The following is a 23,267-nucleotide window of genomic DNA, read 5'->3' on the forward strand; positions in this document are numbered from 1 at the left end:
ATATTACTCCGCCGGAGAGGTCTTAACCTCACCCAGTTTCTTTTCCAGATCGGCAACCCGCGCCTGAAGCTGGATCAGGGAAGAATCCGCGCTCTGCATACCCCACCCGCGCTCCGGGCGATAAAGCGTTGCCCAGATCCATAAAAAGGGCCAAATAACATGTAAGGTAAACAAGCTAACCCAGCCCGCAACATGTATAGCGTCGGCATGAGGATGGTTACGTTTCTTTGCAATGAGATAGGGAATATCATGCAGAATAATAATCCCGTAAAAAATGACCAGGAATACAAAAATAAGCACTCCTAATGCAAAATAATCAAGGAACATATTTGCCTCAGGGATTTAAATTAAAGAACTTGGCTGCTATTTATTTAAAAAATAGAGTTGATAATAGTAGTGGAATGACCAGATTGGATGCAATGGGGTTATTTATATAACGATATATGACTTTCTATATACCCGTCGTCTTTCGAACTGCTTCTTTGTTGGTTGCGTACGTTCACCCCAGTCACTTACCGGAGTAAGCTCCTGGAGATTCCCTCTCTTACCGCCTCGAAGCAACACGAAATCCATAGGGTATATTTTTCATACTTTAAGCTGCAGGACATAACTTGATGCCCGGTACGCTAAATGCGACCGGGCAGTAAGTGACGGGATATTAAAACAGCCCCAGCGGTTTATCCGAGTAGCTCACCAGCAGGCATTTGGTTTGTTGATAATGCTCAAGCATCATTTTGTGTGTCTCGCGCCCAATGCCCGACTGCTTATAGCCGCCGAACGCCGCATGTGCCGGATAAGCATGGTAGCAGTTGGTCCAGACACGCCCCGCCTGAATCCCGCGGCCCATCTTGTACGCGAGATTTCCGTTACGGCTCCAGACGCCAGCGCCAAGTCCATATTGGGTGTCATTGGCAATTTCCAGCGCTTCGTCCATGGTTTTAAAGGTCGTAACAGCCAGTACCGGGCCGAAGATCTCCTCCTGGAAAACCCGCATATTGTTCTTGCCAAACAGAATGGTCGGTTCGAGGTAGTACCCCTCCTTTAACTCACCATCCAGCTGCTTGCGCCGTCCACCGGTCAGGACATCCGCCCCTTCTTTCTTACCAATATCGATGTAATTCAGAATGGTTTCCAGTTGACCATGTGAAACCTGCGCCCCCATTTGTGTCACGCTGTCTAACGGGTTGCCGCTGCGGATGCTCTCCACCCGGCGAATGGCTCTTTCCATAAAGCGTTCGTAAATGGATTCCTGCACCAGCGCGCGGCTCGGACAGGTACACACTTCGCCCTGGTTAAAGGCAAATAGCGCAAAGCCTTCCAGCGCTTTGTCAAAGAACGCATCTTCTTCATCCATCACGTCCGCGAAGAAGATATTGGGCGATTTCCCACCCAGCTCCAGCGTGACGGGAATAATGTTCTGCGTGGCATACTGCATGATCTGCTGGCCGACTTCCGTTGAGCCGGTAAACGCCACTTTTGCGATACGTTTAGACGTCGCCAGATACTCACCGATTTCCCCACCCGCGCCGTTTACCACGTTCACGACACCAGGCGGGAGCAGATCGCCGATGACCTCCATCAGCAGCAGCACAGACAGCGGCGTCAGGCGCGCAGGTTTAAGCACCACGCAGTTACCCGCCGCCAGCGCGGGCGCCATCTTCCAACTGGCCATTAGCAGCGGGAAGTTCCACGGGATAATTTGCCCGACCACGCCAAGAGGCTCATGGAAATGATAAGCCACGGTCTCACTATCAACCTCGCTGATCCCCCCTTCCTGCGCACGAATACAGGAGGCGAAATAGCGGAAATGGTCAATCGCCAGCGGCACGTCTGCCGCGCTGGTTTCACGGATGGGCTTACCGTTATCCCAGGTTTCTGCCGTCGCCAGCAGCTCCAGGTTTTGTTCCATACGATCGGCGATTTTGAACAGAATCGCCGCTCTGTCCTGTACGGATGTTTGCGCCCATTTATCTTTTATTTTGTGCGCGGCATCCAGTGCCAGATCGATATCCTTCTTACCGGAAGAGGCCACTTCGCACAGCAATTGCCCGGTGACCGGCGTCAGGTTTTGGTAATACTCGCCGTCCACCGGCGCGACCCAGTCTCCGCCGATAAAGTTATCGTATCGGGCTTTTAACTTCAGAGGGTAACCATACTCGCCGGGATAAATACGCGTTGAAGGGGGGTTATTGGTCATGACCGTCTCCTTGCTGTAGGGGTACTACAAGGGTAGACGGGGCTGGCGAATAATTCGCCAGCCTTTTACTGCTTTACGACAGGTATCACGAATTACATCGCAGCACGATAAATCGCCATGATTTCTTCATGTGTCGCCTGAATCGGATTAGTGAAACCACAGGCATCTTTCAGGGCATTGGTCGCCAGAACGGCAAAATCTTCTTCCTTCACGTTTAGCTCACGCAGACCAGCCGGAATATTCACTTTCTGCGCCAGTTCACGGATCGCCGCGATACAGGCTTCCGCCCCTTGCTCTGCACTCAGTCCAGCAACGTTAACGCCCATCGCAGCCGCGCAATCACGCAGACGAGCGGCAGCAACTTTGCTGTTGAAAACCTGCACATGCGGCAGCAGCACGGCGTTACATACACCGTGTGGCAGATCGTAGAAGCCACCCAACTGGTGCGCCATGGCGTGCACGTAACCCAAAGAGGCGTTGTTAAATGCCATACCTGCAAGGAATTGCGCATAAGCCATGGCTTCACGCGCCTGAGCATTGCTGCCATCTTCAACGGCAACTGGCAGGTTTTCCGCAATCATGGTGACCGCTTTCAGCGCACACGCATCGGTAATCGGGGTCGCAGCAATAGAAACGTAGGCTTCGATAGCGTGGGTCAACGCATCCATACCGGTGGCCGCCGTCAGAGATTTCGGCATACCGACCATCAGCGAGGAGTCATTGACCGACAGCAGCGGAGTGACGTGCTTGTCGACAATCGCCATTTTAATATGGCGTTCTTCATCGGTAATGATGCAGAAACGGGTCATTTCAGATGCTGTACCCGCCGTGGTGTTAATGGCAATCATCGGCAACTGCGGTTTTGCAGAGCGGTCAACGCCTTCGTAATCACCGATATAGCCACCGTTAGCGGCCACCAGCGCGATACCTTTCGCACAATCGTGTGGCGAACCGCCGCCGAGAGAAATAACGCTATCGCAGTCGTTTTCTTTCAGCATTTTCAGGCCAGCAGCAACGTTGCTGGTCGTGGGGTTAGGATGCGTACCATCGTAAATTACGCTGAAAATACCATGTTCCTGTAATGCCTTTTGAATCTCACCAGCCATACCTAATTTGGTCAACATGGCATCCGTGACAATTAGCGTGCGGCGAAAACCATATTCAGCCATGGTTTTCATCGCATCTTTTAATGAATCAGCGCCGATTACATTCACGGAAGGAATAAAAAATGTTGAAGCAGCCATTGTACGATCCTTAATTACTCAAAAGAGTCAGGAAGCATACGTGTGAAATTTCCAACAAAATATGATCGAGGTTGTTATTTTAATAACATTCAGAATAAAAGAGCACATTAGGTTCATAATCTAATGTGCTGATTTCAATCAATATATATATTGTATTAATTCATTTGATTTCTGAATTAATTGTTTCATTATTTTTCAGGAAACAGTAATGCATCGCGTAATAAATGATCATTTCCGCGACGACGCGTAAAACCAATCCGGTCAAAATATTCCAGAATCTGGATAGCTAATTTACGCCCCACATTAAGCCTGTCGCGAAAATCGGCGGCGCAGGTCGATCCTTTCTCCTGATCCAGTTCGCGGATCATGTTGGCGAAGGCCACAATCCGATCGTTACGGTAATAACGATCTTTCACGATCGCAGTAATAATGCCTTGCTGCGCCGCTTGTCGTAATGCCACGCGCATCATTTGCTCATCCGTACCCGTCTGTTTTGCCAGATCGCGCACCCACCACGGCTCATCGCCAAAAAGCGGTTCTGCTTTTAGCCAGATTGCCTGCTGCTCATCGCTGAAACCCGCCTTATGATCCGGCAAATGCAGCCAGCCATGATGGCTATGGATGGCACCACTCTCGCGCATCTTTTCAATCAGCAGCAAGACCAGCGCTTCGTCTTCCATCGGCAACGCCATACGACGCAGACGTTCGCGCCCTGGCCCTGGCTCATCACGGTGCTGTTCGTGATAGGTCGCCAGCGTATCGAGGACTTTTCGCTGCCAGCGCGCGGCAACGGGCGCATTCAACAGGCTGTACCCCGCCTGAATAAAACCATGTTGCTCAATCAACGGGCGCATCCCATTGCCGTTGAGCTGGCGCGCCCAGGCAAAGTCAGGAATATTCACCGCCCCACGCGTCAGATGCAACGCCAGGGCGTCGCCGTCGGTGCGTGCATTTTCGAGCGCCGACAGCCACTGCAGATATTCCGGTTTACGCTTTCCGCGGCGCGGTGGGTTGAGCGTGACGACGCGTGCGCCAGCCAGCGTCGTGCGGGCAGAAATATCGCGCAGCACCAGGCGGTCGTTATCGGCGAGCCACAACGGTGTATCAAACACCAGTTCCGCCAGCGTTCCTTCAAGCAGTGAGATGCGCCCGGTGACATGGCTGGCCGCGTGGTGAATATGCAGCGGTTGCCACTGCGTCAGCGGCGCGGCATGTTCTAAAGAGACAATCACGCGGTTAAAAGCCTCTGGCGGGACATCGGAAAGCAGCCAGTCGCCGCGGTTAAGCTCTTCTTTTTGCGCATCACCGGCAATATTCAGCGCAATACGCTGCCCGGCATGAGCATGCTCAGTAGCCTGGTTTTGCGCATGCAGGCTACGTACGCGCATTGGCTTATTGACGCCCGTCAGCCACAGCGTATCCCCGACATTCACTTCACCGCTGAGCGCCGTCCCGGTCACCACCAGCCCTGCGCCCTTGACCGTAAAAGCACGGTCAATCGCCAGGCGGAAGCTGTGATCGCGGGCATGCTCGCGTGAGGTTAATTGCAATAAATGGTCGCGCAGTTCTTCGATCCCACGGCCTTCACTGGCGGCAGTCACAAACAGAGCCGCATCGGCAAAACCATAGTTCTCCAGCGTGGTGTGTACCTCTTCACGCACCGTATTGATGCGTTCCTCATCCACGCGATCGGCTTTTGTGAGCGCCACGGTGATTTGCGGATTGCCCGTCAGTTGCAGAATTTGCAAATGTTCACGCGTTTGCGCCATCACGCCGTCATCACAGGCGACGACCAGCAGCGCGTGGTCGATACCGCCTACACCCGCCAGCATGTTGGACAAAAACTTTTCGTGTCCGGGAACATCAATAAACCCCAACACCTGCCCATCCGGCTGCGGCCAGTAGGCATAGCCGAGATCGATGGTCATGCCACGCTTTTTTTCCTCCGGCAGACGGTCGGCATTCACGCCCGTAATTGCCTGTAATAACGTTGTTTTTCCGTGGTCAACGTGTCCGGCGGTCGCAATAATCATTTCAGCATCATCTCCATAAACCGGGTCTCGTCTTCAAGGCAGCGCAGATCCAGCCACATGCGGCCATCATAAATTCGCCCAATGATCGGCACGGGCAGCGCACGCCAGCGGGCGGCCAGTGCGTCGAGGCGGCTACCGCGCCCGTCATGCGGGGTAAAGGTCAATGCCGCGCTGGGTAACCTGTCAACAGGCAACGAACCGCTACCAATCTGCGACAGGCAAGGCATCACATTCAAAGCAAACTCGTCGCTGTAACGATCGGCAAGCTGCGCCTGTAATTGCTGGGCCTGTGCGTAAATCGCCTCTTGCGAGCGAGTGAGCTGGCGTAATGTCGGCAGCTTCGCCGCCAGCGCTTCCGGGTGCAGATACAGACGCAGCGTTGCTTCCAGCGCCGCCAGCGTCATTTTATCTGCCCGTAACGCACGTTTCAGCGGATGGCTCTGCAAGCGGGCGATCATCTCTTTTTTACCGACGATAATCCCGGCCTGCGGCCCGCCCAGCAGTTTGTCGCCAGAGAAGCTCACCAGACTCACGCCTGCGGCAATCAGTTGCTGCGGCATTGGCTCCTGCGGCAAACCATACTGGCTGAGATCGACCAGCGAACCGCTGCCGAGATCCGCCACCACAGGTACATCCAGCTCCCGGCCAATGGCGGCCAGCTCAGCCTCATCCACCGACTTCGTAAAGCCTTCGATGCTGTAATTACTGGTGTGCACCTTCATCAGCAGGCCGGTATTTTCATTCACCGCCTGGCGGTAATCTTTCGCGTGGGTGCGGTTGGTGGTCCCCACTTCGCGCAGCATACATCCGGCCTGACACATCACATCAGGAATACGAAACGCGCCGCCAATTTCCACCAGTTCACCGCGCGAAACGACCACCTCTTTGCCGTTAGCCGTGGCGGCCAGCATCAGCAGCACCGCTGCCGCATTGTTATTCACGATACAAGCGTCTTCGGCCCCCGTCAGGCGACAGAGTAAATCCGCCAACGCCCGATCCCGATGTCCGCGCCCGGCATCATCCAGGCTGTATTCCAGCGTCACCGGCGTGCGCATCGCCTGCACCACCGCATCGATGGCTTCCTCGGCCTGCAACGCACGACCCAGGTTAGTATGCAGCACCGTTCCGGTCAGGTTAATCACTGGACGCAGCGCGCTTTGCGATTCTCTTTCCAGCCTGGCTCTGGCTTCTTGCGCCCAGTCCTCACACCATGCCGGGAGCGCGTGGGCGTCGCGAATGGCTTCTCTGGCTTCGTCGAGCATATGACGTAGCAGGTCAACTACCCGGGTATGACCGTGGGATTCACGTAAGGCTGAGAAAGCGCTATCGCGCAATAAACGATCGATAGCAGGAAGCTGGCTGTAGAGTGAACGCATGTCGGTTGTCATGAAAGGGCCTGGCTGTTGGTGGCCCTCTCCACCGTGGAGAGGGATATCGATATAGGAAGGATTGTATCGTGACTTTGCTCAGGCGGACATAACGTGTATCAAGCCTTTGGCGGTTCCGTACGGGCAAAACTTTCGCGCTGAAAGAGCGTTTCCACCAGTTTGACCAGACGCGGGCGGTCCACACACCAGCCGGGCGCGACCCGACGGAAATTGAGATAGCCGACAGCGCAGGCAATCGCAATGGTGGCCAGGTTAACCGTATCAGTTTTCAGCGTACCGTCCGCCAGATAGCCTTCCAGCACATCCAGACTGCGGGTGATCTTCTCCCGCTGGCGTAACAACTCTGTTTCTGACTGCTGTGCGGCGGGGCGAGCCTGTTCGCGTACCGAGACTAAACCGGCATCCATAATGCCGTCTGCCAGCGCCTCCAACTGCCGTACCTTCAGCGCCGCCAGCGGTTCACGCGGCAACATAGCTGGCGCAATATCCAGCAGCTCTATGTATTCCGCGATGATTGGAGAATCAAACCAATACTCACCCTCATCAGTAACCAGCGCGGGCACTTTTCCTAACGGGTTATAGCGCGCCACGCCGCTATCCGCGTTGTAGGGGAGTTCATTTACAAATTCGAAGGTGATGCCCTTTTCCAGTAACAGAATAGAAATTTTACGCACAAAAGGGCTGGTATAGCTGCCAATGAGTTTCATGCCGGGTCCTTTTTGCCAACAAAAATATCAGTATGGCTCAGGACAGCGCAAATGGCAGGTGATGACGTTCTCAATGATCCAAATAAAGATAATGCATCCAGCTGGTCATGCGCAGCAGCACTTTACGCATCACCGACACGTGGGCGAAATGGTCGGAATAGACCGCCACCTGGGCATAGATACCGTCCGGCAGCGCCTCCACATCGGCATTCGGATCCAGTTCAATGGTTGCCAATACGCCATCGGTCCCCGGCACCACCGTTAAGGACTGTAATGCCCCCTGCGCCTGATAAGAACCTCCCGGCACAACGGGAAGGATACTGGTTAGTTTGCCGCTGAACACCTGGCCTGGCAGCGCGTTGAATACCACTTCGGCTTCATCGCCCGGCTCAAGACGCAGCAGTGAGTTCTGGCGAAATTGCGCCACGATTAGCCGTTTTTGTTCAGGAATAAATACCATAACTGGTCGCAGAGGCAACGCGGCGGCGTAAGTCCCCGGGCGAATAAGCACCTGCGTCACGTAACCGTTGCTGGGCGCACGCACAACGGTCTGCTCAAGATTATATTTGGCTTCGGCAAGCTGGGCGCGCAGGGAGGCAACCTGGGATTGCTCACCATTGACCATACTGTCTAACTGGCTCTGAATCTGGGTCTGTTCCGCTACTGAGCCTTTCACCAGCGCATCCTGAGCCAGATAGTTCTGGCGGGCATTGTCGATATCACTTTCGGAAAACGGGTTAACCTTCGCCTGACTACCCTTCAAATAACGCTGATAATCTTTATACAGGCGGTCACGTTCCGCAGACACGCGAGTGGTATTCGCGACCGCTTCCAACAGTTGCGCTTTCAAATTGTCGATATTGTGGGTCGCGGTGACCAGGTCAGCCTGGAGTCTGTCAACCCGCGCCTGATAACGCACAGGATCGAGTTTAAATAACACTTCGCCTTTTTTAATCAGCTGATTATTTTTATCTGTCACCTCACTAACAATTCCTGTGACCTGTGGGGTGACGGGAATTGAAATAACCGCTTTTTGCGCCGTAAAGGTATATGGATGGTTATAGTTCATTAATAAGATGAGTCCCGCAACAATAAACACCCCACCTAATGCTGCGGTGGCAAGCGTCCACTGGTTTACCGGAATACGGAATATTTTAAAGATGGCCCAGGCGAATGCCACATAAGTCAGGACAATTAACAAATCCATGATTAAATCTCCGGAAAGGTGGAGTTATCGATTCTTTTTTCCCCATCCAGCTTTTTTTCCAACTGGGCGATGCGCGCTGCCAGCACGGCTATCTCAGGGTCAGGTTCCTTTCCGGTCGGCGTGATGTGCGACTGCATTCCCCACCCCTTTTCGGGCTGGTAGAGCGTGGCCCAAATCCACAGGAACGGCCAAATAACATGCAACGTAAAAAGACTTACCCACCCTGCCGTGTGGATAGCATCGGCGTGGGGATGGTTGCGCTTTTTAGCGATGTTATAGGGAATGTCATGGATGGCGATGATTCCGTAAAACAGAACCAGAAAAACGAAGATCAGCACGCCTAACGCGAAATAATTTAGAAACATACCTGCCTCGAATTCACGCTAATTAGAGTTTTTTTATGCCGGCAGCCGTATGCATCCTGGCTGATGCTTTGAACATAACTGCAGTTTGCGGTTTTCGCCATACCATAAAAAAAATATTTTTTCTGGTTTTAAGTTGCTTTATTTGGCAAGAAAAATGTGAGTTCCAGAACCCGTCGCAGATCACATTTGGTTAAACCGAGACAAAAATACTTTGTGAATCACATCACAAAAATCCAACAAACAGCAAATACAAAAACGTGAACAAGTTCACATTTAACCGCCATTTTTAGCGATTTCTTGCGCTGTGATGTTTTTTTGTACCGGTGTTTTGTGATTGGAGTCACATTAACTAGCGCCACACACCCTATATTTACGTGACAAACATCACATAAAAGGCCGTCGACTGGACAGTTGAACGATTCAGTGCCAGATTTCGCAGTATCTACAGGGTCCGGCTACCTCCTGCCGCTACATTAACAAACCTCGGGCTTTCAGCCTGCGCGATAGCAAACATAAGAAGGGGTGTTTTTATGTCATCCGATATTAAGATCAAGGTGCAAAGCTTTGGTCGATTCCTCAGCAATATGGTGATGCCAAATATCGGCGCGTTTATCGCGTGGGGTATTATCACCGCATTATTCATTCCGACAGGGTGGTTGCCGAACGAAACGCTGGCGAAGCTGGTCGGTCCGATGATCACCTATCTGCTGCCGCTGCTGATCGGTTATACCGGTGGTAAGTTGGTAGGCGGTGAGCGTGGCGGCGTGGTTGGTGCTATCACCACCATGGGCGTTATCGTCGGTGCGGATATGCCGATGTTCCTTGGCTCCATGATCGCAGGCCCGCTGGGCGGCTACTGCATCAAGAAATTCGATAACTGGGTAGACGGTAAGATCAAATCCGGTTTTGAGATGCTGGTGAATAACTTCTCCGCAGGCATCATCGGTATGATCCTCGCCATCCTGGCTTTCCTCGGCATTGGCCCATTGGTTGAAGGTCTGTCCAAAATTCTGGCGGCAGGCGTTAACTTCATGGTTGTCCATGACATGCTGCCGCTGGCGTCTATCTTCGTTGAACCGGCAAAAATCCTGTTCCTCAACAACGCCATCAACCACGGTATTTTCTCACCGCTGGGTATTCAGCAGTCCCATGAGATGGGCAAATCCATCTTCTTCCTGATTGAAGCTAACCCAGGTCCGGGTATGGGCGTCCTGCTGGCGTACATGTTCTTTGGTCGCGGCAGCGCTAAGCAGTCTGCGGGCGGCGCGGCTATCATCCACTTCCTGGGCGGTATCCACGAAATTTACTTCCCGTACGTGCTGATGAACCCACGTCTGATCCTGGCCGTTATCCTTGGCGGTATGACTGGCGTATTCACCCTGACCATCCTGAACGGCGGTCTGGTTTCTCCGGCTTCTCCTGGCTCGATTCTGGCCGTACTGGCGATGACGCCAAAAGGCGCTTACTTCGCCAACATCGCTGCTATCTGTGCCGCCATGGCGGTCTCCTTTGTGGTCTCAGCCATTCTGCTGAAAACCAGCAAAGTGAAAGAAGAAGACGATATTGATGCGGCGACCCGTCGTATGCAGGACATGAAAGCGGAATCTAAAGGCGCATCTCCGCTGGCGGCTGGCGACGTAACCAACGACCTGAGCCATGTACGTAAAATCATCGTGGCTTGCGATGCCGGTATGGGTTCCAGCGCCATGGGCGCAGGCGTATTGCGTAAGAAAGTGCAGGATGCGGGTCTGTCTCAGATTTCCGTCACCAACAGCGCGATTAACAATCTGCCGCCGGATGTGGATCTGGTCATTACCCACCGTGACCTGACCGAACGTGCGATGCGTCAGGTGCCTCAGGCACAGCACATCTCGCTGACTAACTTCCTCGACAGCGGTCTGTATACCAGCCTGACCGAACGTCTGGTCGCTGCACAGCGCCACAACGTGAACGAAGAGAAAGTCCGCGATCATCTGAAAGACAGCTTTGATGAGGGTGATACCCACCTGTTCAAACTGGGTGCGGAAAATATCTTCCTTGGCCGGAAAGCCGCTAACAAAGAAGAAGCGATTCGCTTTGCCGGTGAACAACTGGTGAAAGGCGGCTATGTTGAGCCGGAATACGTCGATGCCATGCTGGACCGCGAAAAACTGACGCCGACTTACCTCGGTGAATCCATCGCAGTACCGCACGGTACGGTAGAAGCCAAAGATCGCGTGCTGAAAACCGGCGTGGTGTTCTGCCAGTACCCGGAAGGCGTACGCTTCGGTGAAGAAGAAGACGATATTGCCCGTCTGGTCATTGGTATCGCCGCACGTAACAATGAGCACATCCAGGTCATCACCAGCCTGACCAACGCGCTGGATGATGAATCCGTGATCGAACGTCTGGCCCATACCACCAGCGTGGATGAAGTTCTGGAACTGCTGGCAGGTAAAAAAGCTTAACAGTTAAGTATCCCCAAAATAGTTCGAGCTGCAGGAAGGCGGCAACACAGTGAATCCCCAGGAGCGTACATAAGTACGTGACTGGGGTGAGCGAGGAGAGCCAACGCATCTGCAGTTCGAAATATGAAGGCGATATCCTCTCCCTTGTGGAGAGGGTTAGGTTGAGGGAAAAGCCTCACCCCAGCCCTCTTGGGTAAAAACATTAATGAAGGTTAATACTATGAAAGCATTACATTTTGGCGCAGGTAATATCGGTCGTGGCTTTATCGGCAAACTGCTGGCGGACGCGGGGATACAGCTGACGTTTGCGGATGTAAACCAGGTCGTGCTCGATGCCCTGAATGCCCGTCATAGCTATCAGGTTCATGTTGTAGGTGAAAACGAGCAGGTTGATACCGTTTCCGGCGTCAACGCCGTCAGCAGCATCGGCGATGATGTCGTCGACCTGATTGCCCACGTTGATTTAATCACCACTGCCGTGGGTCCGGTTGTGCTTGAGCGTATCGCTCCGGCCATCGCTAAAGGGCTGGTAAAACGCAAAGCGCAGGGCATCTCTACCCCGTTGAATATCATTGCCTGTGAAAACATGGTGCGCGGAACCACACAGCTGAAAGGCCACGTCATGAACGCGCTGGCAGATGAAGACAAAGGCTGGGTTGAAGAACATGTTGGCTTTGTCGATTCCGCCGTGGATCGCATCGTGCCGCCATCTGCTTCTGCGACCAACGATCCGCTGGAAGTTACCGTTGAAACATTCAGCGAGGGGATTGTCGACCAAACGCAGTTCAAAGGCGAGCTGCCAAACATCCCGGGAATGGAATTAACTGATAACCTGATGGCATTTGTCGAACGTAAACTCTTCACGCTGAACACCGGGCATGCTATAACCGCGTACCTCGGAAAATTGACCGGTCATCAGACCATCCGTGACGCGATTCTCGACGAGAAAATCCGCGCAGTGGTCAAAGGTGCGATGGAAGAGAGCGGCGCGGTACTGATCAAACGCTATGGCTTTGATGCAGCTAAACATGCAGCATACATTCAGAAAATCCTCGGTCGTTTTGAAAACCCGTATCTGAAAGATGATGTTGAGCGCGTAGGACGTCAGCCGCTGCGTAAACTGAGCGCGGGCGACCGCCTGATTAAACCGCTGCTGGGCACGCTGGAGTATGGTTTGCCGCACGTTAATCTGGTTACCGGTATTGCTGCTGCAATGCACTATCGCAGTGAAGAAGATCCGCAGGCACAGGAACTGGCCGCGCTGATTGACGAAAAAGGTCCACAGGCCGCGCTGGCGCAGGTATCCGGTCTGGATGCCAACAGTGATGTGGTGGCGGAGGCGGTTAACGCATATAACGCGACCAAATGATAGAGAATGTGGCGCAGGTCAGCCTGCGCCCGAATGACAGATTGTCAGATATGCAGGCAATAATGGAACAAACGCAGGCCTTTGAAAATCGTGTGCTTGAGCGTCTGAATGCTGGCAAAACCGTACGCAGCTTCCTCATCACCGCCGTAGAACTGCTCACTGAGGCGGTGAATATCCTTGTGCTTCAGGTATTTCGCAAAGATGACTATGCGGTGAAATATGCCGTAGAACCGTTGCTCGACGGCGACGGTCCATTAGGCGATCTTTCGGTTCGTTTGAAGCTAATCTATGGTCTGGGCGTACTCAGCCGCCCGGAGTATGAAGATGCGGAGCTTCTGATGGCGCTGCGGGAAGAGCTGAATCACGACGGCAATGAATATGCGTTTACCGACGACGAGATTCTCGGGCCGTTTGGCGAGCTTCACTGCGTGACGGCACTCCCGCCGCCGCCACAGTTTGATACCTCAGACTCAGGTTTGCACGCCATGCAGATCCAGCGCTACCAGCAAATGGTACGCTCCACGATGGTACTTTCCCTGACCGAGCTGATTTCTAAAATCAGCTTAAAAAAAGCCTTTCAAAAATAAGTCCATGCAGGCTTATTTCTCTTCCTGCTGCGGTCGATAAAGCTGTCGATAGTACGCCAGACGTTGCAGATACAGCTGCGCATTCTCCTGCGGTATTTCAGAAGGGACAACGTTGCGCGGCGGTGTTTTATTCAGATACTCGCGAAAAGCCTGGCTTGAGGCCATGAAATCAACAGTCTTATCAATAAGGACCGAAACATTCTCACCTATTTTCGCCATAATCTTCCCTCCTCCATGTATTAACCACGCTTAGCCTGCGCGGTTGATCATTTAAGTTTAGGATCGGTTGGGCGATTATATTGAGGAAAACGTGCTTCGCTATCAACCCGCCAACAGAAAGCGCCATGGCCGATCTTATTGCTTAAAATTCCTTATCAATCAAAAGCGTAATATTATCATTAGCTGATTAATACTTGCGGCATTTGATTATTTATCTTCGATTTGTTGTGAAGAATCCCGCTCTGCGCGCATACTATAGGATATACATTCTATTTTTATCAGAAGCTATCCTATGAAAGAAGTCGAAAAAAACGAAATTAAACGCCTGAGCGATCGTCTGGACGCTATCCGCCATCAGCAGGCTGACCTGTCGCTGGTTGAAGCAGCAGACAAATATGCCGAGCTGGAAAAAGAGAAAGAAACCCTGGAAACCGAGATCGCGCGCCTGCGTGAAGTCCACGGCCAGAAGCTGAGCAAAGAAGCGCAAAAGCTAACGAAACTTCCCTTCCGCCGTGCCATTAGCAAAAAAGAACAGGCCGACATGGGCAAGCTGAAGAAAAGCGTACGTGGCCTGATTGTCGTCCACCCGATGACCGAACTTGGCCGTGAAATGGGCCTGAAAGAGATGACAGGCTTTGCAAAAACCGAGTTCTGATCTCCTGCCGGGCAACATCCGTTTGCCCGGTCTTTCCTGCCCCGCCAATTGGCCCTACCAATTATAACCAGATCCTACCATCACCTCACATTTCATTAAAATTCGCGTACAATACCGTTGCCAATAAATAACATCTGATTAACCATTCATTGTCATTACCCCTACACAACAATATTGGCAGGGCCACTTTTACACATAATGTGACGAAGAGATGAGCAAAGACTCATTTCATTATGTCTAAGGCCCCCAGGAGACCTGCAATGAATCTCTGGCAACAGAACTACGATCCGGCCGGTAACATCTGGCTTTCCAGTCTGATCGCATCGCTCCCAATCCTGTTCTTTTTCTTCGCCCTGATTAAGCTCAAGCTGAAAGGCTATGTTGCGGCGTCATGGACGGTAGTGATCGCTCTGGCTGTCGCCCTACTGTTCTACAAAATGCCGGTCGATCACGCTCTGGCCTCGGTGGTATACGGCTTCTTTTATGGTTTGTGGCCGATTGCCTGGATAATCATCGCAGCAGTATTCGTTTATAAAATCTCGGTAAAAACCGGGCAGTTCGACATCATCCGTTCATCAATACTCTCCATTACCCCAGACCAGCGTCTGCAAATGCTGATCGTCGGTTTCTCCTTTGGAGCATTCCTTGAGGGGGCGGCAGGCTTTGGCGCACCGGTCGCCATTACCGCCGCGCTGCTGGTGGGTCTGGGCTTTAACCCGCTGTACGCGGCCGGGCTGTGCTTGATCGTGAATACCGCGCCAGTCGCCTTTGGCGCAATGGGCATTCCGATTCTGGTTGCCGGCCAGGTTACCGGACTGGACAGCTTTGAGATTGGCCAGATGGTCGGTCGTCAGTTGCCGTTCCTGACGATTATCGTGCTGTTCTGGATTATGGCGATTATGGATGGCTGGCGCGGCGTGAAAGAAACCTGGCCTGCGGTAATGGTCGCTGGCGGCTCGTTTGCTATCGCCCAGTATCTCAGCTCGAACTTTATCGGGCCGGAACTACCGGACATCATCTCTTCGCTGGTCTCACTGGTGTGTCTGACGCTGTTCCTGCAACGCTGGCAGCCGGTACGTATCTTCCGCTTCGGCGATATGGGCGCTTCGCAGGTCGATATGGACCTGTCGCGCACCCGCTACACTGCAGGGCAAATCATCCGCGCCTGGTCCCCGTTCCTGTTCCTGACAGCCACCGTCACGCTGTGGAGCATACCGCCGTTTAAAGCGCTGTTTGCGCCGGGTGGCGCGATGTACCACTGGGTGGTCAATATTCCGGTTCCGTTCCTCGACAAGCTGGTAGCCCGTATGCCACCGGTCGTACACGAAGCCACAGCCTACGCGGCGGTGTACAAATTTGACTGGTTCTCCGCGACCGGTACCGCGATTCTGTTTGCCGCTCTGCTGTCTATCGTCTGGCTGAAGATGAAGCCGTCCGCTGCGCTGCAGACCTTTGGCAACACGCTGAAAGATCTGGCGCTACCAATCTATTCCATCGGGATGGTGCTGGCATTCGCGTTTATCTCTAACTACTCCGGGCTTTCATCAACCCTGGCGTTGGCCCTGGCGCACACTGGCAGCGCGTTTACTTTCTTCTCGCCGTTCCTCGGCTGGCTGGGGGTATTCCTGACCGGGTCCGATACCTCATCTAACGCCCTGTTTGCCGCCCTGCAGGCCACCGCAGCTCAGCAAATCGGCGTTTCGGATGTGCTGATGGTGGCGGCAAATACCACCGGCGGCGTGACCGGCAAGATGATCTCTCCACAGTCTATCGCTATCGCCTGTGCGGCAGTGGGATTAGTGGGGAAAGAGTCTGATCTGTTCCGCTTTACCGTGAAACATAGCCTGATTTTCACCTGTATGGTGGGGGTGATTACCACCCTGCAGGCTTATGTCTTAACCTGGATGATTCCATGATTGTGATGCCCAGACGCCTGTCAGACGAGGTCGCATCTCGTGTGCGGGCGCTGATTGAAGAACAACAGCTGGAGGCGGGCATGAAGTTGCCCGCTGAGCGCCAGTTGGCCGTACAGCTCGGCGTGTCGCGCAACTCGCTGCGCGAGGCGTTAGCAAAGCTGGTGAGTGAAGGCGTGTTGATCAGCCGTCGCGGCGGCGGGACGTTTGTTCGCTGGCAGCATGAAGCCTGGTCTGAACAAAACATCGTTCAGCCGCTGAAAACCCTGCTGGCGGACGATCCTGATTACAGCTTCGATATTCTGGAAGCCCGCCACGCCATTGAAGCCAGTACCGCCTGGCACGCAGCCATGCGGGCCACCAGCGCCGACAAAGAGAAGATCAGACTCTGTTTCGAGGCTACGCAAAGCGAAGATCCAGATCTCGCCTCACAGGCGGACGTGCGCTTTCATCTCGCCATTGCGGAAGCCTCGCATAACGTGGTGCTGTTACAGACCATGCGCGGTTTCTTCGACGTATTGCAGTCTTCGGTAAAACAGAGCCGCCAACGTATGTATCTTGTGCCGCCCGTATTTTCACAGCTTACAGAACAACATCAGGCCGTGCTGGACGCCATTATCGCCGGTGATGCCGATGGCGCGCGTAAGGCCATGATGGCGCACCTCAGCTTTGTCCACACCACGATTAAACAATTTGACGAAGATCAGGCCCGTCAGGCGCGTATAACCCGCCTGCCCGGTGACCCTGGTGAGAATAGCAGGGAGAACAACACATGATTATTTCAGCAGCCAGCGACTATCGCGCCGCAGCCCAACGTATTTTGCCCCCTTTCTTGTTCCACTACATTGACGGCGGCGCGTATGCAGAGCGCACTCTGCGCCGCAACGTCGAAGACCTGTCGGAAGTGGCGCTGCGACAGCGTGTGCTGAAGAATATGTCCGATCTGAGCCTCGAGACAAAGCTGTTCAACGAAACGCTCTCCATGCCCGTGGCCCTCGCGCCTGTCGGCCTGTGCGGAATGTATGCGCGCCGGGGCGAAGTGCAGGCCGCCGCTGCCGCTGACGCCAAAGGCATTCCGTTTACGCTTTCCACGGTTTCCGTATGTCCAATTGAAGAAGTCGCGCCGACCATCAGGCGCCCAATGTGGTTCCAGTTATATGTTCTGCGCGATCGTGGCTTTATGCGCAACGCGCTGGAGCGCGCCAAAGCGGCGGGCTGCTCTACGTTGGTCTTTACCGTCGATATGCCAACACCTGGCGCACGCTACCGTGACGCCCATTCCGGAATGAGCGGTCCCAACGCCGCGCTGCGTCGTTACTGGCAAGCGGTTACCCATCCGCAGTGGGCATGGGACGTGGGCCTGAACGGTCGTCCGCATGATTTAGGCAATATCTCAACCTATCTTGGCAAACCTACCGGCCTTGAGGATTACATTGGCTGGCTGGCGAATAACTTCGATCCGTCAATTTCGTGGAAAGACCTTGAGTGGATCCGCGAATTCTGGGATGGCCCGATGGTGATCAAAGGGATCCTCGATCCGGAAGATGCCCGCGATGCCGTCCGTTTCGGCGCGGATGGTATTGTCGTTTCTAACCACGGTGGCCGCCAGTTAGATGGCGTGCTGTCTTCTGCTCGCGCGCTGCCCGCCATTGCCGATGCGGTGAAAGGCGATATCACCATTCTGGCAGACAGCGGTATCCGTAACGGTCTGGACGTTGTGCGCATGATTGCGCTGGGCGCGGATAGCGTTCTGCTGGGGCGTGCTTATCTGTACGCGCTCGCCACCCACGGCCAGGCCGGTGTGGCGAACCTGTTGAACCTAATCGAGAAAGAGATGAAGGTGGCGATGACCTTAACCGGTGCGAAATCGATTAGTGAAATCAGCCGCGATTCTCTGGTACAGGAGCTGGGTAAGAGCCTGCCTGCTGCATTAGCGCCTCTGGCTCAGGGTAGCGCTGCGTAACACTCTCTCCCGTAAAAATCGTGTTTTCTGCATGGTCGGCCTGTTCTCAGTCCGGCCATTTTTTATGCAAAAATAACGACCAGTTAACATTTACAACCAATATATTTGACAACTTTTTATCCACCTGCCAAATGTATATACAAGCTAATACAAGGGCATTTTATACAGATACCCAAATAATTCGAGCTGCAGGAAGGCGGCAACGCAGCGAATCTCAGGAGCGTACATAAGTACGTGACTGGGGTGAGCGAGGAAAGCCAACGCACATGCAGCTTGAAGTATGACGGGTAGATAACAACCATCATAACGGGCGAGGGTGACATGGCTTATTCCGGTAAAGTGAATATCCAGCAGGCGATAGACGACAGTCCTTTTTCACGCTTTCATTGGGTGATTATTGTCCTGGGCTTTCTGGTGTTAGCCATTGACGGCTTCGATACCGCGGCGATGGGTTATATTGCGCCCACGCTCTCTGCCGACTGGGGCATCCAGAAGCAGGATCTCGGGCCTGTTTTAAGCGCCGCATTATTGGGTCTCTCATTTGGCGCATTATTAGCCGGACCGATTTCCGATCGGATGGGCCGTAAGCGCGTTCTGGTCTTTTCCTGTTTGTTCTTTGGTCTCGCCAGTCTCGGCACCGCCTATGCACAGACGCTGAATATGTTGACCTTCTGGCGCTTTCTCACCGGGCTTGGACTCGGCGCGGCAATGCCTAATGCCATTACCCTTGTGTCAGAATTTGCGCCCAAACGCTGCCGTTCGATGGCAATAAACACCATGTATTGCGGCTTTCCGTTAGGGGCTGCGGGCGGTGGCGTCATCTCCTCCTGGCTGATCCCCAACTACGGCTGGCACAGCGTGCTGCTCGCTGGCGCAATCGCCCCGCTGACGCTCACTGTGCTGTTAGTGCTGTTCCTACCGGAGTCGGTTAAGTATTTGGTGCACCGTGGTAAAAGCGTTGCGCAGGTGAAACGTATTGCCCAACGCTTTATGTCGGGCAGTCTGGAACAGGTCACCCAGTTTTATCTGGATGAAGACAAGGTTACGGTCAAAAAAGGCAGCGTGGCGCAATTGTTCAGTATGCCCTGGCTGCCGGGCACGCTGATGCTGTGGCTGACCTACTTTATGGGGCTGGTTATCTATTACGTACTGCTGAGCTGGATGCCAACCCTGATGTTGGGCATGGGCTATCCACTGGCGGAATCGGCCTGGTTAACCTCACTGTTTACCTTCGGCGGTACGGCGGGGATCCTGCTGGCCGGTTGGTTAATGGATCGCTGGGAAGCACATAAAGTGGTGTCACTCGGCTTTATCCTGACGATGCTGTTTGCCCTCGCCCTCGGTTTTGAGCATAACCATATCATCCTGTTCGGCGCCCTGATCTTCCTGATGGGGATTACCATGAACGGTGCGCAGTCCGGGCTACAGACGCTGGCTGCGACGTTCTATCCTACCCACTGCCGCGCGACGGGTATTGCGTGGATGCAGGGAGTAGGCCGATTCGGCGGCGTGGCCGGAACGATGATGAGCGCCCAGCTGCTTTCCCTGCAATGGCAGGCTGATAGTATCTTAATGTTCCTTAGCCTTCCCGCGCTGCTCGCTGCTGCGGCGACAATTTACAAACTGCAACGCTATAAACCGCACGCGCTGACCGTCGCATAGTACCCGCTCTTTCTGCTATTCTGCCCCCCGTTATTAAGGGGGCAGTATGCTTAACATCGTTTTATTCGAACCAGAAATCCCGCCAAATACCGGCAATATTATCCGTCTTTGCGCCAATACCGGCTTTCGTCTGCATATTATTGAGCCGATGGGCTTTACCTGGGACGACAAGCGCCTGCGTCGTGCGGGGCTGGATTATCATGAATTTACCGCCGTGCTGCGCCACCCTGATTACGCCGCCTTCGTCGCCGCAGAAAACCCGCAGCGTCTGTTTGCCCTGACCACCAAAGGTACGCCAGCGCACAGCGCGGTAAGTTATCAGGATGGGGATTATCTTATGTTTGGCCCGGAAACACGCGGTCTGCCAGCCAGTATCCTCGACGCTCTGCCGGCCGAACAAAAAATTCGTATTCCGATGATGCCGGACAGTCGTAGCATGAACCTGTCAAATGCGGTGTCGGTGGTGGTGTATGAGGCCTGGCGCCAGTTGGGATATCCTGGCGCGGTATTGCGTAGTTGATTTGTCGGATGGCGGCTGACGCCTTATCCGACCTACAAATACCACGTAGGCCCAGTAAACGCAGCGCCACCGTGCATGGCTCGAAATCAGATGCCGTCGCCGTACTCGAACGTATGATGTATCCCGTTGAAATGCTGATCCATATCCATAGACGGCTTATCGCTGTCAGGTTTGCCGACAATGCGTGCCGGAACACCTGCGGCGGTAGTGTGTGGCGGTACGGGTTGTAAAACGACGGAACCCGCGCCAATCTTTGCGCCGCGCCCGACTTCAATGTTGCCGAGAATTTTCGCGCCCGCGCCAATCATCACCCCTTCACGAATTTTTGGATGACGATCGCCGCCCGCTTTACCGGTCCCGCCAAGCGTAACGGATTGCAAAATAGAGACATCGTTTTCAATTACAGCGGTTTCACCCACCACAATACCGGTAGCGTGATCGAGCATAATCCCACGGCCAATTTTTGCCGCCGGATGAATATCTACCTGGAAAGAAACAGATACCTGATTTTGCAGAAAGATTGCCAGCGCCTGACGCCCCTGATGCCATAGCCAGTGGCCGATGCGGTAGGCCTGAAGCGCATGAAAGCCCTTCAGATACAGAAGTGGGGTGGAATATTTGTCGACGGCCGGGTCGCGTGTGCGTACCGCCTGGATATCACAAGCCGCTGAGGCAATCATTTCAGGATCGGCCGCGTAGGCCTCTTCCACGACTTCGCGAATCGCAATGGCAGGCATGATTGGAGACGCGAGCTTATTCGCCAGCATATAGCTCAGCGCGCTGCCGAGGTTTTCATGCTTGAGCAGCGTTGCGTGATAAAAACTGGCCAGCATAGGCTCACATTCCGCCAGTGCCCGGGCTTCCGCTTTAATGTTTTTCCAGACGATATCCAGTTCTTCACACGGCATTGCGTACTCCAGAAGGTAGCAAAACGACCGACCCGTTCTTCGCGGGTCGGGTCGTTATTATTCAACAGATCCTTACAGCTAGTGGCGACTCAGCTCGTCCTTGCGCGCACGGCCTAATAACGTTAATGCTGCCTCGCGCGCGTTTTTTCCGCAATACAATACTTGATAAATTTCCTCGGTTATTGGCATCTCAACACCAAAACGGTGCGCCAATTCACGAACTTCTTTCGTATTGCGGTAGCCTTCCACCACCTGACCAATCTTGTCCTGCGCACCCTGCACGTCCATCCCCTGGCCGAGCATCATGCCAAATCGACGGTTGCGCGACTGGTTGTCGGTACAGGTCAGCACCAGATCGCCTAAACCCGCCATCCCCATAAAGGTGGCAGGATCGGCACCCAGCGCCGCGCCAAGACGCGACATTTCGGTCAGTCCACGGGTGATCAATGCGGTTCGCGCATTTGCGCCAAAACCGATGCCGTCAGACATCCCCGCACCAATCGCAATGACGTTTTTCACCGCGCCGCCAAGCTGCACGCCAATGAAATCCGGGTTGCTATAAACGCGGAAGCTTTTGCCGCAGTGCAGCAACTGCTGGAGATCGTCAGCGAAAGTATCGTCCGTTGAGGCCAGAGAAATCGCCGTCGGCATACCCGCCGCCAGCTCTTTGGCGAACGTCGGGCCGGAGATGACCGCCAGCGGAATAGAATCCCCCAGCGCTTCACGCGCCACATCCTGCAGCAGACGCCCTGTTTCCGCTTCCAGACCTTTTGTCGCCCAGACCAGACGCGCATCAGGACGCATCAGCGGTTTGATGTTACGCAGCACTTCGCCAAAGACGTGGCTCGGCACCACCACCAGAATATTACGGCTGGCGGCCAGCGCAGTGGCTAAATCACTTTCCAGGCGCAGCGTGTCGGGAAAAGGCACATCAGGGAGGAACGCGACGTTGCAGCGATCGTGCTCAAGGGTCGCGATATGTTTTGGATCATGGCCCCACAGCACAACCTGATGGCCATTTCTTGCCAGGGTAATAGCAAGAGCGGTGCCGTACGAGCCGGCACCAATCACAGTCATTGAAGCATTACTTTGGTTCATCAGGCATCCTGATGTTCTTCAGTACCTTCGCCAGCCTGCTGCTGTAAATAGTTCATGAACAGCGCATCAAAGTTGACCGGCGCAAGGTTCAGTTGCGGGAACGTACCGCGTGAAACCAGACTGGTGATGCATTCGCGGGCATACGGGAACAGAATGTTCGGGCAGTATGCGCCCAGGCAATGCGCCATCTGAGTCCCTTCGATACCACTGATGGAGAAAATACCGCCCTGCTGAACTTCACACAGGAACGCCGTTTCTTCGCCAAGAGAAGCCGTTACGGTGACACGCAGCACTACTTCATACACGTCATCTGCCAGTTGGGTAGATGCGGTATCAAGATCAAGTTTAACCTCTGGCTGCCAATCTTTCTGGAAAACATGCGGTGCATTTGGCGCTTCGAAAGATACATCCTTGGTATAGATACGTTGGATCTGGAAAGCCATTTCAGTGTTATTTTGTTCTGACATGTTTAGAAAACCCTTAGTGTTGTCCTTTAAATACTTTCAGTACGCCTTATCGCAGCAGGGGATCCAGTCCACCACGCGCATCCAACGCATACAAGTCGTCACAACCGCCAATGTGCTGTGCATCAATAAAAATCTGCGGAACCGTCGTACGGCCACTGCGTTTGATCATCTCTTCACGCTTTACGGCATCGCCGTCAATCGGAAGTTCCTGGAAACTCACACCCTTGCTGTTCAACAGCGCTTTTGCGCGATGGCAAAACGGGCAGGTTGCTTTGGTGTAGATCTCAATATTGGCCATGACTTATCTCCAGTGTTCTT

Annotated in this window: 22 protein-coding genes; 9 read left to right on the forward strand and 13 right to left on the reverse strand. The window is 53.7% G+C overall.

Going from position 1 to position 23,267, the window contains the following annotated elements:
• Nucleotides 1-3 precede the first annotated feature (3 nt).
• The 8 genes from FDX14_RS05065 to FDX14_RS05100 all read right to left on the reverse strand — a co-directional run bounded on the left by FDX14_RS05065 (nucleotide 4) and on the right by FDX14_RS05100 (nucleotide 9,141).
• Nucleotides 4-327: a DUF3302 domain-containing protein gene (locus FDX14_RS05065; RefSeq protein WP_042311625.1), complete on the reverse strand. Its 324-nt coding sequence runs from the start codon at nucleotides 325-327 to the stop codon at nucleotides 4-6.
• 331 nt (nucleotides 328-658) lie between these two features.
• Entirely contained in the window at nucleotides 659-2,197 is a 1,539-nt protein-coding gene (gene aldB / locus FDX14_RS05070) for an aldehyde dehydrogenase AldB (protein ID WP_038635264.1), read from the reverse strand.
• A gap of 92 nt (nucleotides 2,198-2,289) precedes the next feature.
• Entirely contained in the window at nucleotides 2,290-3,441 is a 1,152-nt protein-coding gene (yiaY, locus tag FDX14_RS05075) for an L-threonine dehydrogenase (RefSeq protein WP_137349124.1), read from the reverse strand.
• A 188-nt stretch (nucleotides 3,442-3,629) separates the two neighbouring features.
• Nucleotides 3,630-5,474, reverse strand: a complete 1,845-nt coding sequence (gene selB / locus FDX14_RS05080) for a selenocysteine-specific translation elongation factor (RefSeq protein ID WP_137349125.1) — start codon at nucleotides 5,472-5,474, stop codon at nucleotides 3,630-3,632.
• Nucleotides 5,471-6,862 (reverse strand): L-seryl-tRNA(Sec) selenium transferase, encoded by a 1,392-nt coding sequence (gene selA / locus FDX14_RS05085; protein WP_061380923.1) that lies wholly within the window; start codon nucleotides 6,860-6,862, stop codon nucleotides 5,471-5,473. Before selA ends, selB begins: the two co-directional genes overlap by 4 nt.
• Nucleotides 6,863-6,960: 98 nt before the next feature.
• The gene (locus FDX14_RS05090) at nucleotides 6,961-7,569 is read right to left on the reverse strand and encodes a glutathione S-transferase (protein WP_006687581.1); all 609 of its coding nucleotides are present in this window, start codon (nucleotides 7,567-7,569) and stop codon (nucleotides 6,961-6,963) included.
• A 70-nt stretch (nucleotides 7,570-7,639) separates the two neighbouring features.
• Nucleotides 7,640-8,776, reverse strand: coding sequence for an HlyD family secretion protein (locus FDX14_RS05095; protein ID WP_042311616.1), 1,137 nt, complete (start codon nucleotides 8,774-8,776; stop codon nucleotides 7,640-7,642).
• Between the two features lie 2 nt (nucleotides 8,777-8,778).
• Nucleotides 8,779-9,141: a DUF3302 domain-containing protein gene (locus tag FDX14_RS05100; protein ID WP_042311614.1), complete on the reverse strand. Its 363-nt coding sequence runs from the start codon at nucleotides 9,139-9,141 to the stop codon at nucleotides 8,779-8,781.
• A 530-nt stretch (nucleotides 9,142-9,671) separates the two neighbouring features.
• Between FDX14_RS05100 and mtlA the strand changes: the two genes are divergently transcribed.
• From mtlA to mtlR, 3 genes are all read left to right on the forward strand, one after another.
• Nucleotides 9,672-11,588, forward strand: coding sequence for a PTS mannitol transporter subunit IICBA (gene mtlA / locus FDX14_RS05110; RefSeq protein WP_137349126.1), 1,917 nt, complete (start codon nucleotides 9,672-9,674; stop codon nucleotides 11,586-11,588).
• Nucleotides 11,589-11,808: 220 nt separating this feature from the next.
• The gene (gene mtlD, locus FDX14_RS05115) at nucleotides 11,809-12,957 is read left to right on the forward strand and encodes a mannitol-1-phosphate 5-dehydrogenase (protein ID WP_137349127.1); all 1,149 of its coding nucleotides are present in this window, start codon (nucleotides 11,809-11,811) and stop codon (nucleotides 12,955-12,957) included.
• Entirely contained in the window at nucleotides 12,954-13,544 is a 591-nt protein-coding gene (gene mtlR, locus FDX14_RS05120) for a mannitol operon repressor MtlR (protein ID WP_005120486.1), read from the forward strand. Before mtlD ends, mtlR begins: the two co-directional genes overlap by 4 nt.
• 12 nt (nucleotides 13,545-13,556) lie before the next feature.
• On the opposite strand, the gene FDX14_RS05125 is transcribed toward mtlR, so the two are convergent.
• A complete protein-coding gene (locus FDX14_RS05125) occupies nucleotides 13,557-13,763 on the reverse strand; it encodes a hypothetical protein (RefSeq protein WP_003827334.1) in 207 nt (68 codons plus the stop codon).
• Between the two features lie 292 nt (nucleotides 13,764-14,055).
• Between FDX14_RS05125 and FDX14_RS05130 the strand changes: the two genes are divergently transcribed.
• The 6 genes from FDX14_RS05130 to trmL all read left to right on the forward strand — a co-directional run bounded on the left by FDX14_RS05130 (nucleotide 14,056) and on the right by trmL (nucleotide 20,476).
• A complete protein-coding gene (locus FDX14_RS05130; RefSeq protein ID WP_042311608.1) occupies nucleotides 14,056-14,418 on the forward strand; it encodes a YibL family ribosome-associated protein in 363 nt (120 codons plus the stop codon).
• A 260-nt stretch (nucleotides 14,419-14,678) separates the two neighbouring features.
• A complete protein-coding gene (gene lldP, locus FDX14_RS05135; RefSeq protein WP_137349128.1) occupies nucleotides 14,679-16,334 on the forward strand; it encodes an L-lactate permease in 1,656 nt (551 codons plus the stop codon).
• On the forward strand, nucleotides 16,331-17,107 hold the full coding sequence (gene lldR / locus FDX14_RS05140; protein WP_079225820.1) for a transcriptional regulator LldR: 777 nt from the start codon (nucleotides 16,331-16,333) through the stop codon (nucleotides 17,105-17,107). Before lldP ends, lldR begins: the two co-directional genes overlap by 4 nt.
• On the forward strand, nucleotides 17,104-18,294 hold the full coding sequence (gene lldD, locus FDX14_RS05145) for an FMN-dependent L-lactate dehydrogenase LldD (RefSeq protein WP_137349129.1): 1,191 nt from the start codon (nucleotides 17,104-17,106) through the stop codon (nucleotides 18,292-18,294). The genes lldR and lldD overlap by 4 nt, the downstream gene beginning before the upstream one ends.
• 321 nt (nucleotides 18,295-18,615) lie before the next feature.
• Nucleotides 18,616-19,956 (forward strand): MFS transporter, encoded by a 1,341-nt coding sequence (locus FDX14_RS05155; RefSeq protein ID WP_042311600.1) that lies wholly within the window; start codon nucleotides 18,616-18,618, stop codon nucleotides 19,954-19,956.
• 46 nt (nucleotides 19,957-20,002) lie between these two features.
• Complete coding sequence (gene trmL / locus FDX14_RS05160; RefSeq protein ID WP_003827329.1) at nucleotides 20,003-20,476, forward strand: tRNA (uridine(34)/cytosine(34)/5-carboxymethylaminomethyluridine(34)-2'-O)-methyltransferase TrmL; 474 nt, start codon at nucleotides 20,003-20,005, stop codon at nucleotides 20,474-20,476.
• Between the two features lie 86 nt (nucleotides 20,477-20,562).
• Here trmL and cysE read toward each other — a convergent pair whose 3' ends face one another.
• The 4 genes from cysE to grxC all read right to left on the reverse strand — a co-directional run bounded on the left by cysE (nucleotide 20,563) and on the right by grxC (nucleotide 23,247).
• Complete coding sequence (gene cysE, locus FDX14_RS05165; protein WP_016154965.1) at nucleotides 20,563-21,384, reverse strand: serine O-acetyltransferase; 822 nt, start codon at nucleotides 21,382-21,384, stop codon at nucleotides 20,563-20,565.
• A gap of 78 nt (nucleotides 21,385-21,462) precedes the next feature.
• Nucleotides 21,463-22,482 (reverse strand): NAD(P)H-dependent glycerol-3-phosphate dehydrogenase, encoded by a 1,020-nt coding sequence (gpsA, locus tag FDX14_RS05170; protein ID WP_008786462.1) that lies wholly within the window; start codon nucleotides 22,480-22,482, stop codon nucleotides 21,463-21,465.
• A complete protein-coding gene (secB, locus tag FDX14_RS05175; protein ID WP_003024155.1) occupies nucleotides 22,482-22,949 on the reverse strand; it encodes a protein-export chaperone SecB in 468 nt (155 codons plus the stop codon). Before secB ends, gpsA begins: the two co-directional genes overlap by 1 nt.
• A 46-nt stretch (nucleotides 22,950-22,995) precedes the next feature.
• Nucleotides 22,996-23,247, reverse strand: coding sequence for a glutaredoxin 3 (gene grxC, locus FDX14_RS05180; RefSeq protein WP_003024152.1), 252 nt, complete (start codon nucleotides 23,245-23,247; stop codon nucleotides 22,996-22,998).
• Nucleotides 23,248-23,267 lie beyond the last annotated feature (20 nt).

Origin of the sequence: Citrobacter sp. wls710 (genome assembly GCF_005281115.1) — a bacterium.
Taxonomy (GTDB): domain Bacteria; phylum Pseudomonadota; class Gammaproteobacteria; order Enterobacterales; family Enterobacteriaceae; genus Citrobacter; species Citrobacter werkmanii.

Excerpts from the sequence above, each read along its gene's own strand:
- selA (WP_061380923.1), bottom strand. The coding sequence starts at position 6,862 with ATGACAACCGACATGCGTTCACTCTACAGCCAGCTTCCTGCTATCGAT.
- aldB (WP_038635264.1), bottom strand. The coding sequence starts at position 2,197 with ATGACCAATAACCCCCCTTCAACGCGTATTTATCCCGGCGAGTATGGT.
- FDX14_RS05095 (WP_042311616.1), bottom strand. The coding sequence starts at position 8,776 with ATGGATTTGTTAATTGTCCTGACTTATGTGGCATTCGCCTGGGCCATC.
- lldP (WP_137349128.1), top strand. The coding sequence starts at position 14,679 with ATGAATCTCTGGCAACAGAACTACGATCCGGCCGGTAACATCTGGCTT.
- lldD (WP_137349129.1), top strand. The coding sequence starts at position 17,104 with ATGATTATTTCAGCAGCCAGCGACTATCGCGCCGCAGCCCAACGTATT.
- cysE (WP_016154965.1), bottom strand. The coding sequence starts at position 21,384 with ATGCCGTGTGAAGAACTGGATATCGTCTGGAAAAACATTAAAGCGGAA.
- FDX14_RS05065 (WP_042311625.1), bottom strand. The coding sequence starts at position 327 with ATGTTCCTTGATTATTTTGCATTAGGAGTGCTTATTTTTGTATTCCTG.
- mtlD (WP_137349127.1), top strand. The coding sequence starts at position 11,809 with ATGAAAGCATTACATTTTGGCGCAGGTAATATCGGTCGTGGCTTTATC.
- yiaY (WP_137349124.1), bottom strand. The coding sequence starts at position 3,441 with ATGGCTGCTTCAACATTTTTTATTCCTTCCGTGAATGTAATCGGCGCT.
- trmL (WP_003827329.1), top strand. The coding sequence starts at position 20,003 with ATGCTTAACATCGTTTTATTCGAACCAGAAATCCCGCCAAATACCGGC.
- secB (WP_003024155.1), bottom strand. The coding sequence starts at position 22,949 with ATGTCAGAACAAAATAACACTGAAATGGCTTTCCAGATCCAACGTATC.
- FDX14_RS05100 (WP_042311614.1), bottom strand. The coding sequence starts at position 9,141 with ATGTTTCTAAATTATTTCGCGTTAGGCGTGCTGATCTTCGTTTTTCTG.
- mtlR (WP_005120486.1), top strand. The coding sequence starts at position 12,954 with ATGATAGAGAATGTGGCGCAGGTCAGCCTGCGCCCGAATGACAGATTG.
- gpsA (WP_008786462.1), bottom strand. The coding sequence starts at position 22,482 with ATGAACCAAAGTAATGCTTCAATGACTGTGATTGGTGCCGGCTCGTAC.
- FDX14_RS05090 (WP_006687581.1), bottom strand. The coding sequence starts at position 7,569 with ATGAAACTCATTGGCAGCTATACCAGCCCTTTTGTGCGTAAAATTTCT.
- selB (WP_137349125.1), bottom strand. The coding sequence starts at position 5,474 with ATGATTATTGCGACCGCCGGACACGTTGACCACGGAAAAACAACGTTA.
- FDX14_RS05125 (WP_003827334.1), bottom strand. The coding sequence starts at position 13,763 with ATGGCGAAAATAGGTGAGAATGTTTCGGTCCTTATTGATAAGACTGTT.
- mtlA (WP_137349126.1), top strand. The coding sequence starts at position 9,672 with ATGTCATCCGATATTAAGATCAAGGTGCAAAGCTTTGGTCGATTCCTC.
- grxC (WP_003024152.1), bottom strand. The coding sequence starts at position 23,247 with ATGGCCAATATTGAGATCTACACCAAAGCAACCTGCCCGTTTTGCCAT.
- lldR (WP_079225820.1), top strand. The coding sequence starts at position 16,331 with ATGATTGTGATGCCCAGACGCCTGTCAGACGAGGTCGCATCTCGTGTG.
- FDX14_RS05130 (WP_042311608.1), top strand. The coding sequence starts at position 14,056 with ATGAAAGAAGTCGAAAAAAACGAAATTAAACGCCTGAGCGATCGTCTG.
- FDX14_RS05155 (WP_042311600.1), top strand. The coding sequence starts at position 18,616 with ATGGCTTATTCCGGTAAAGTGAATATCCAGCAGGCGATAGACGACAGT.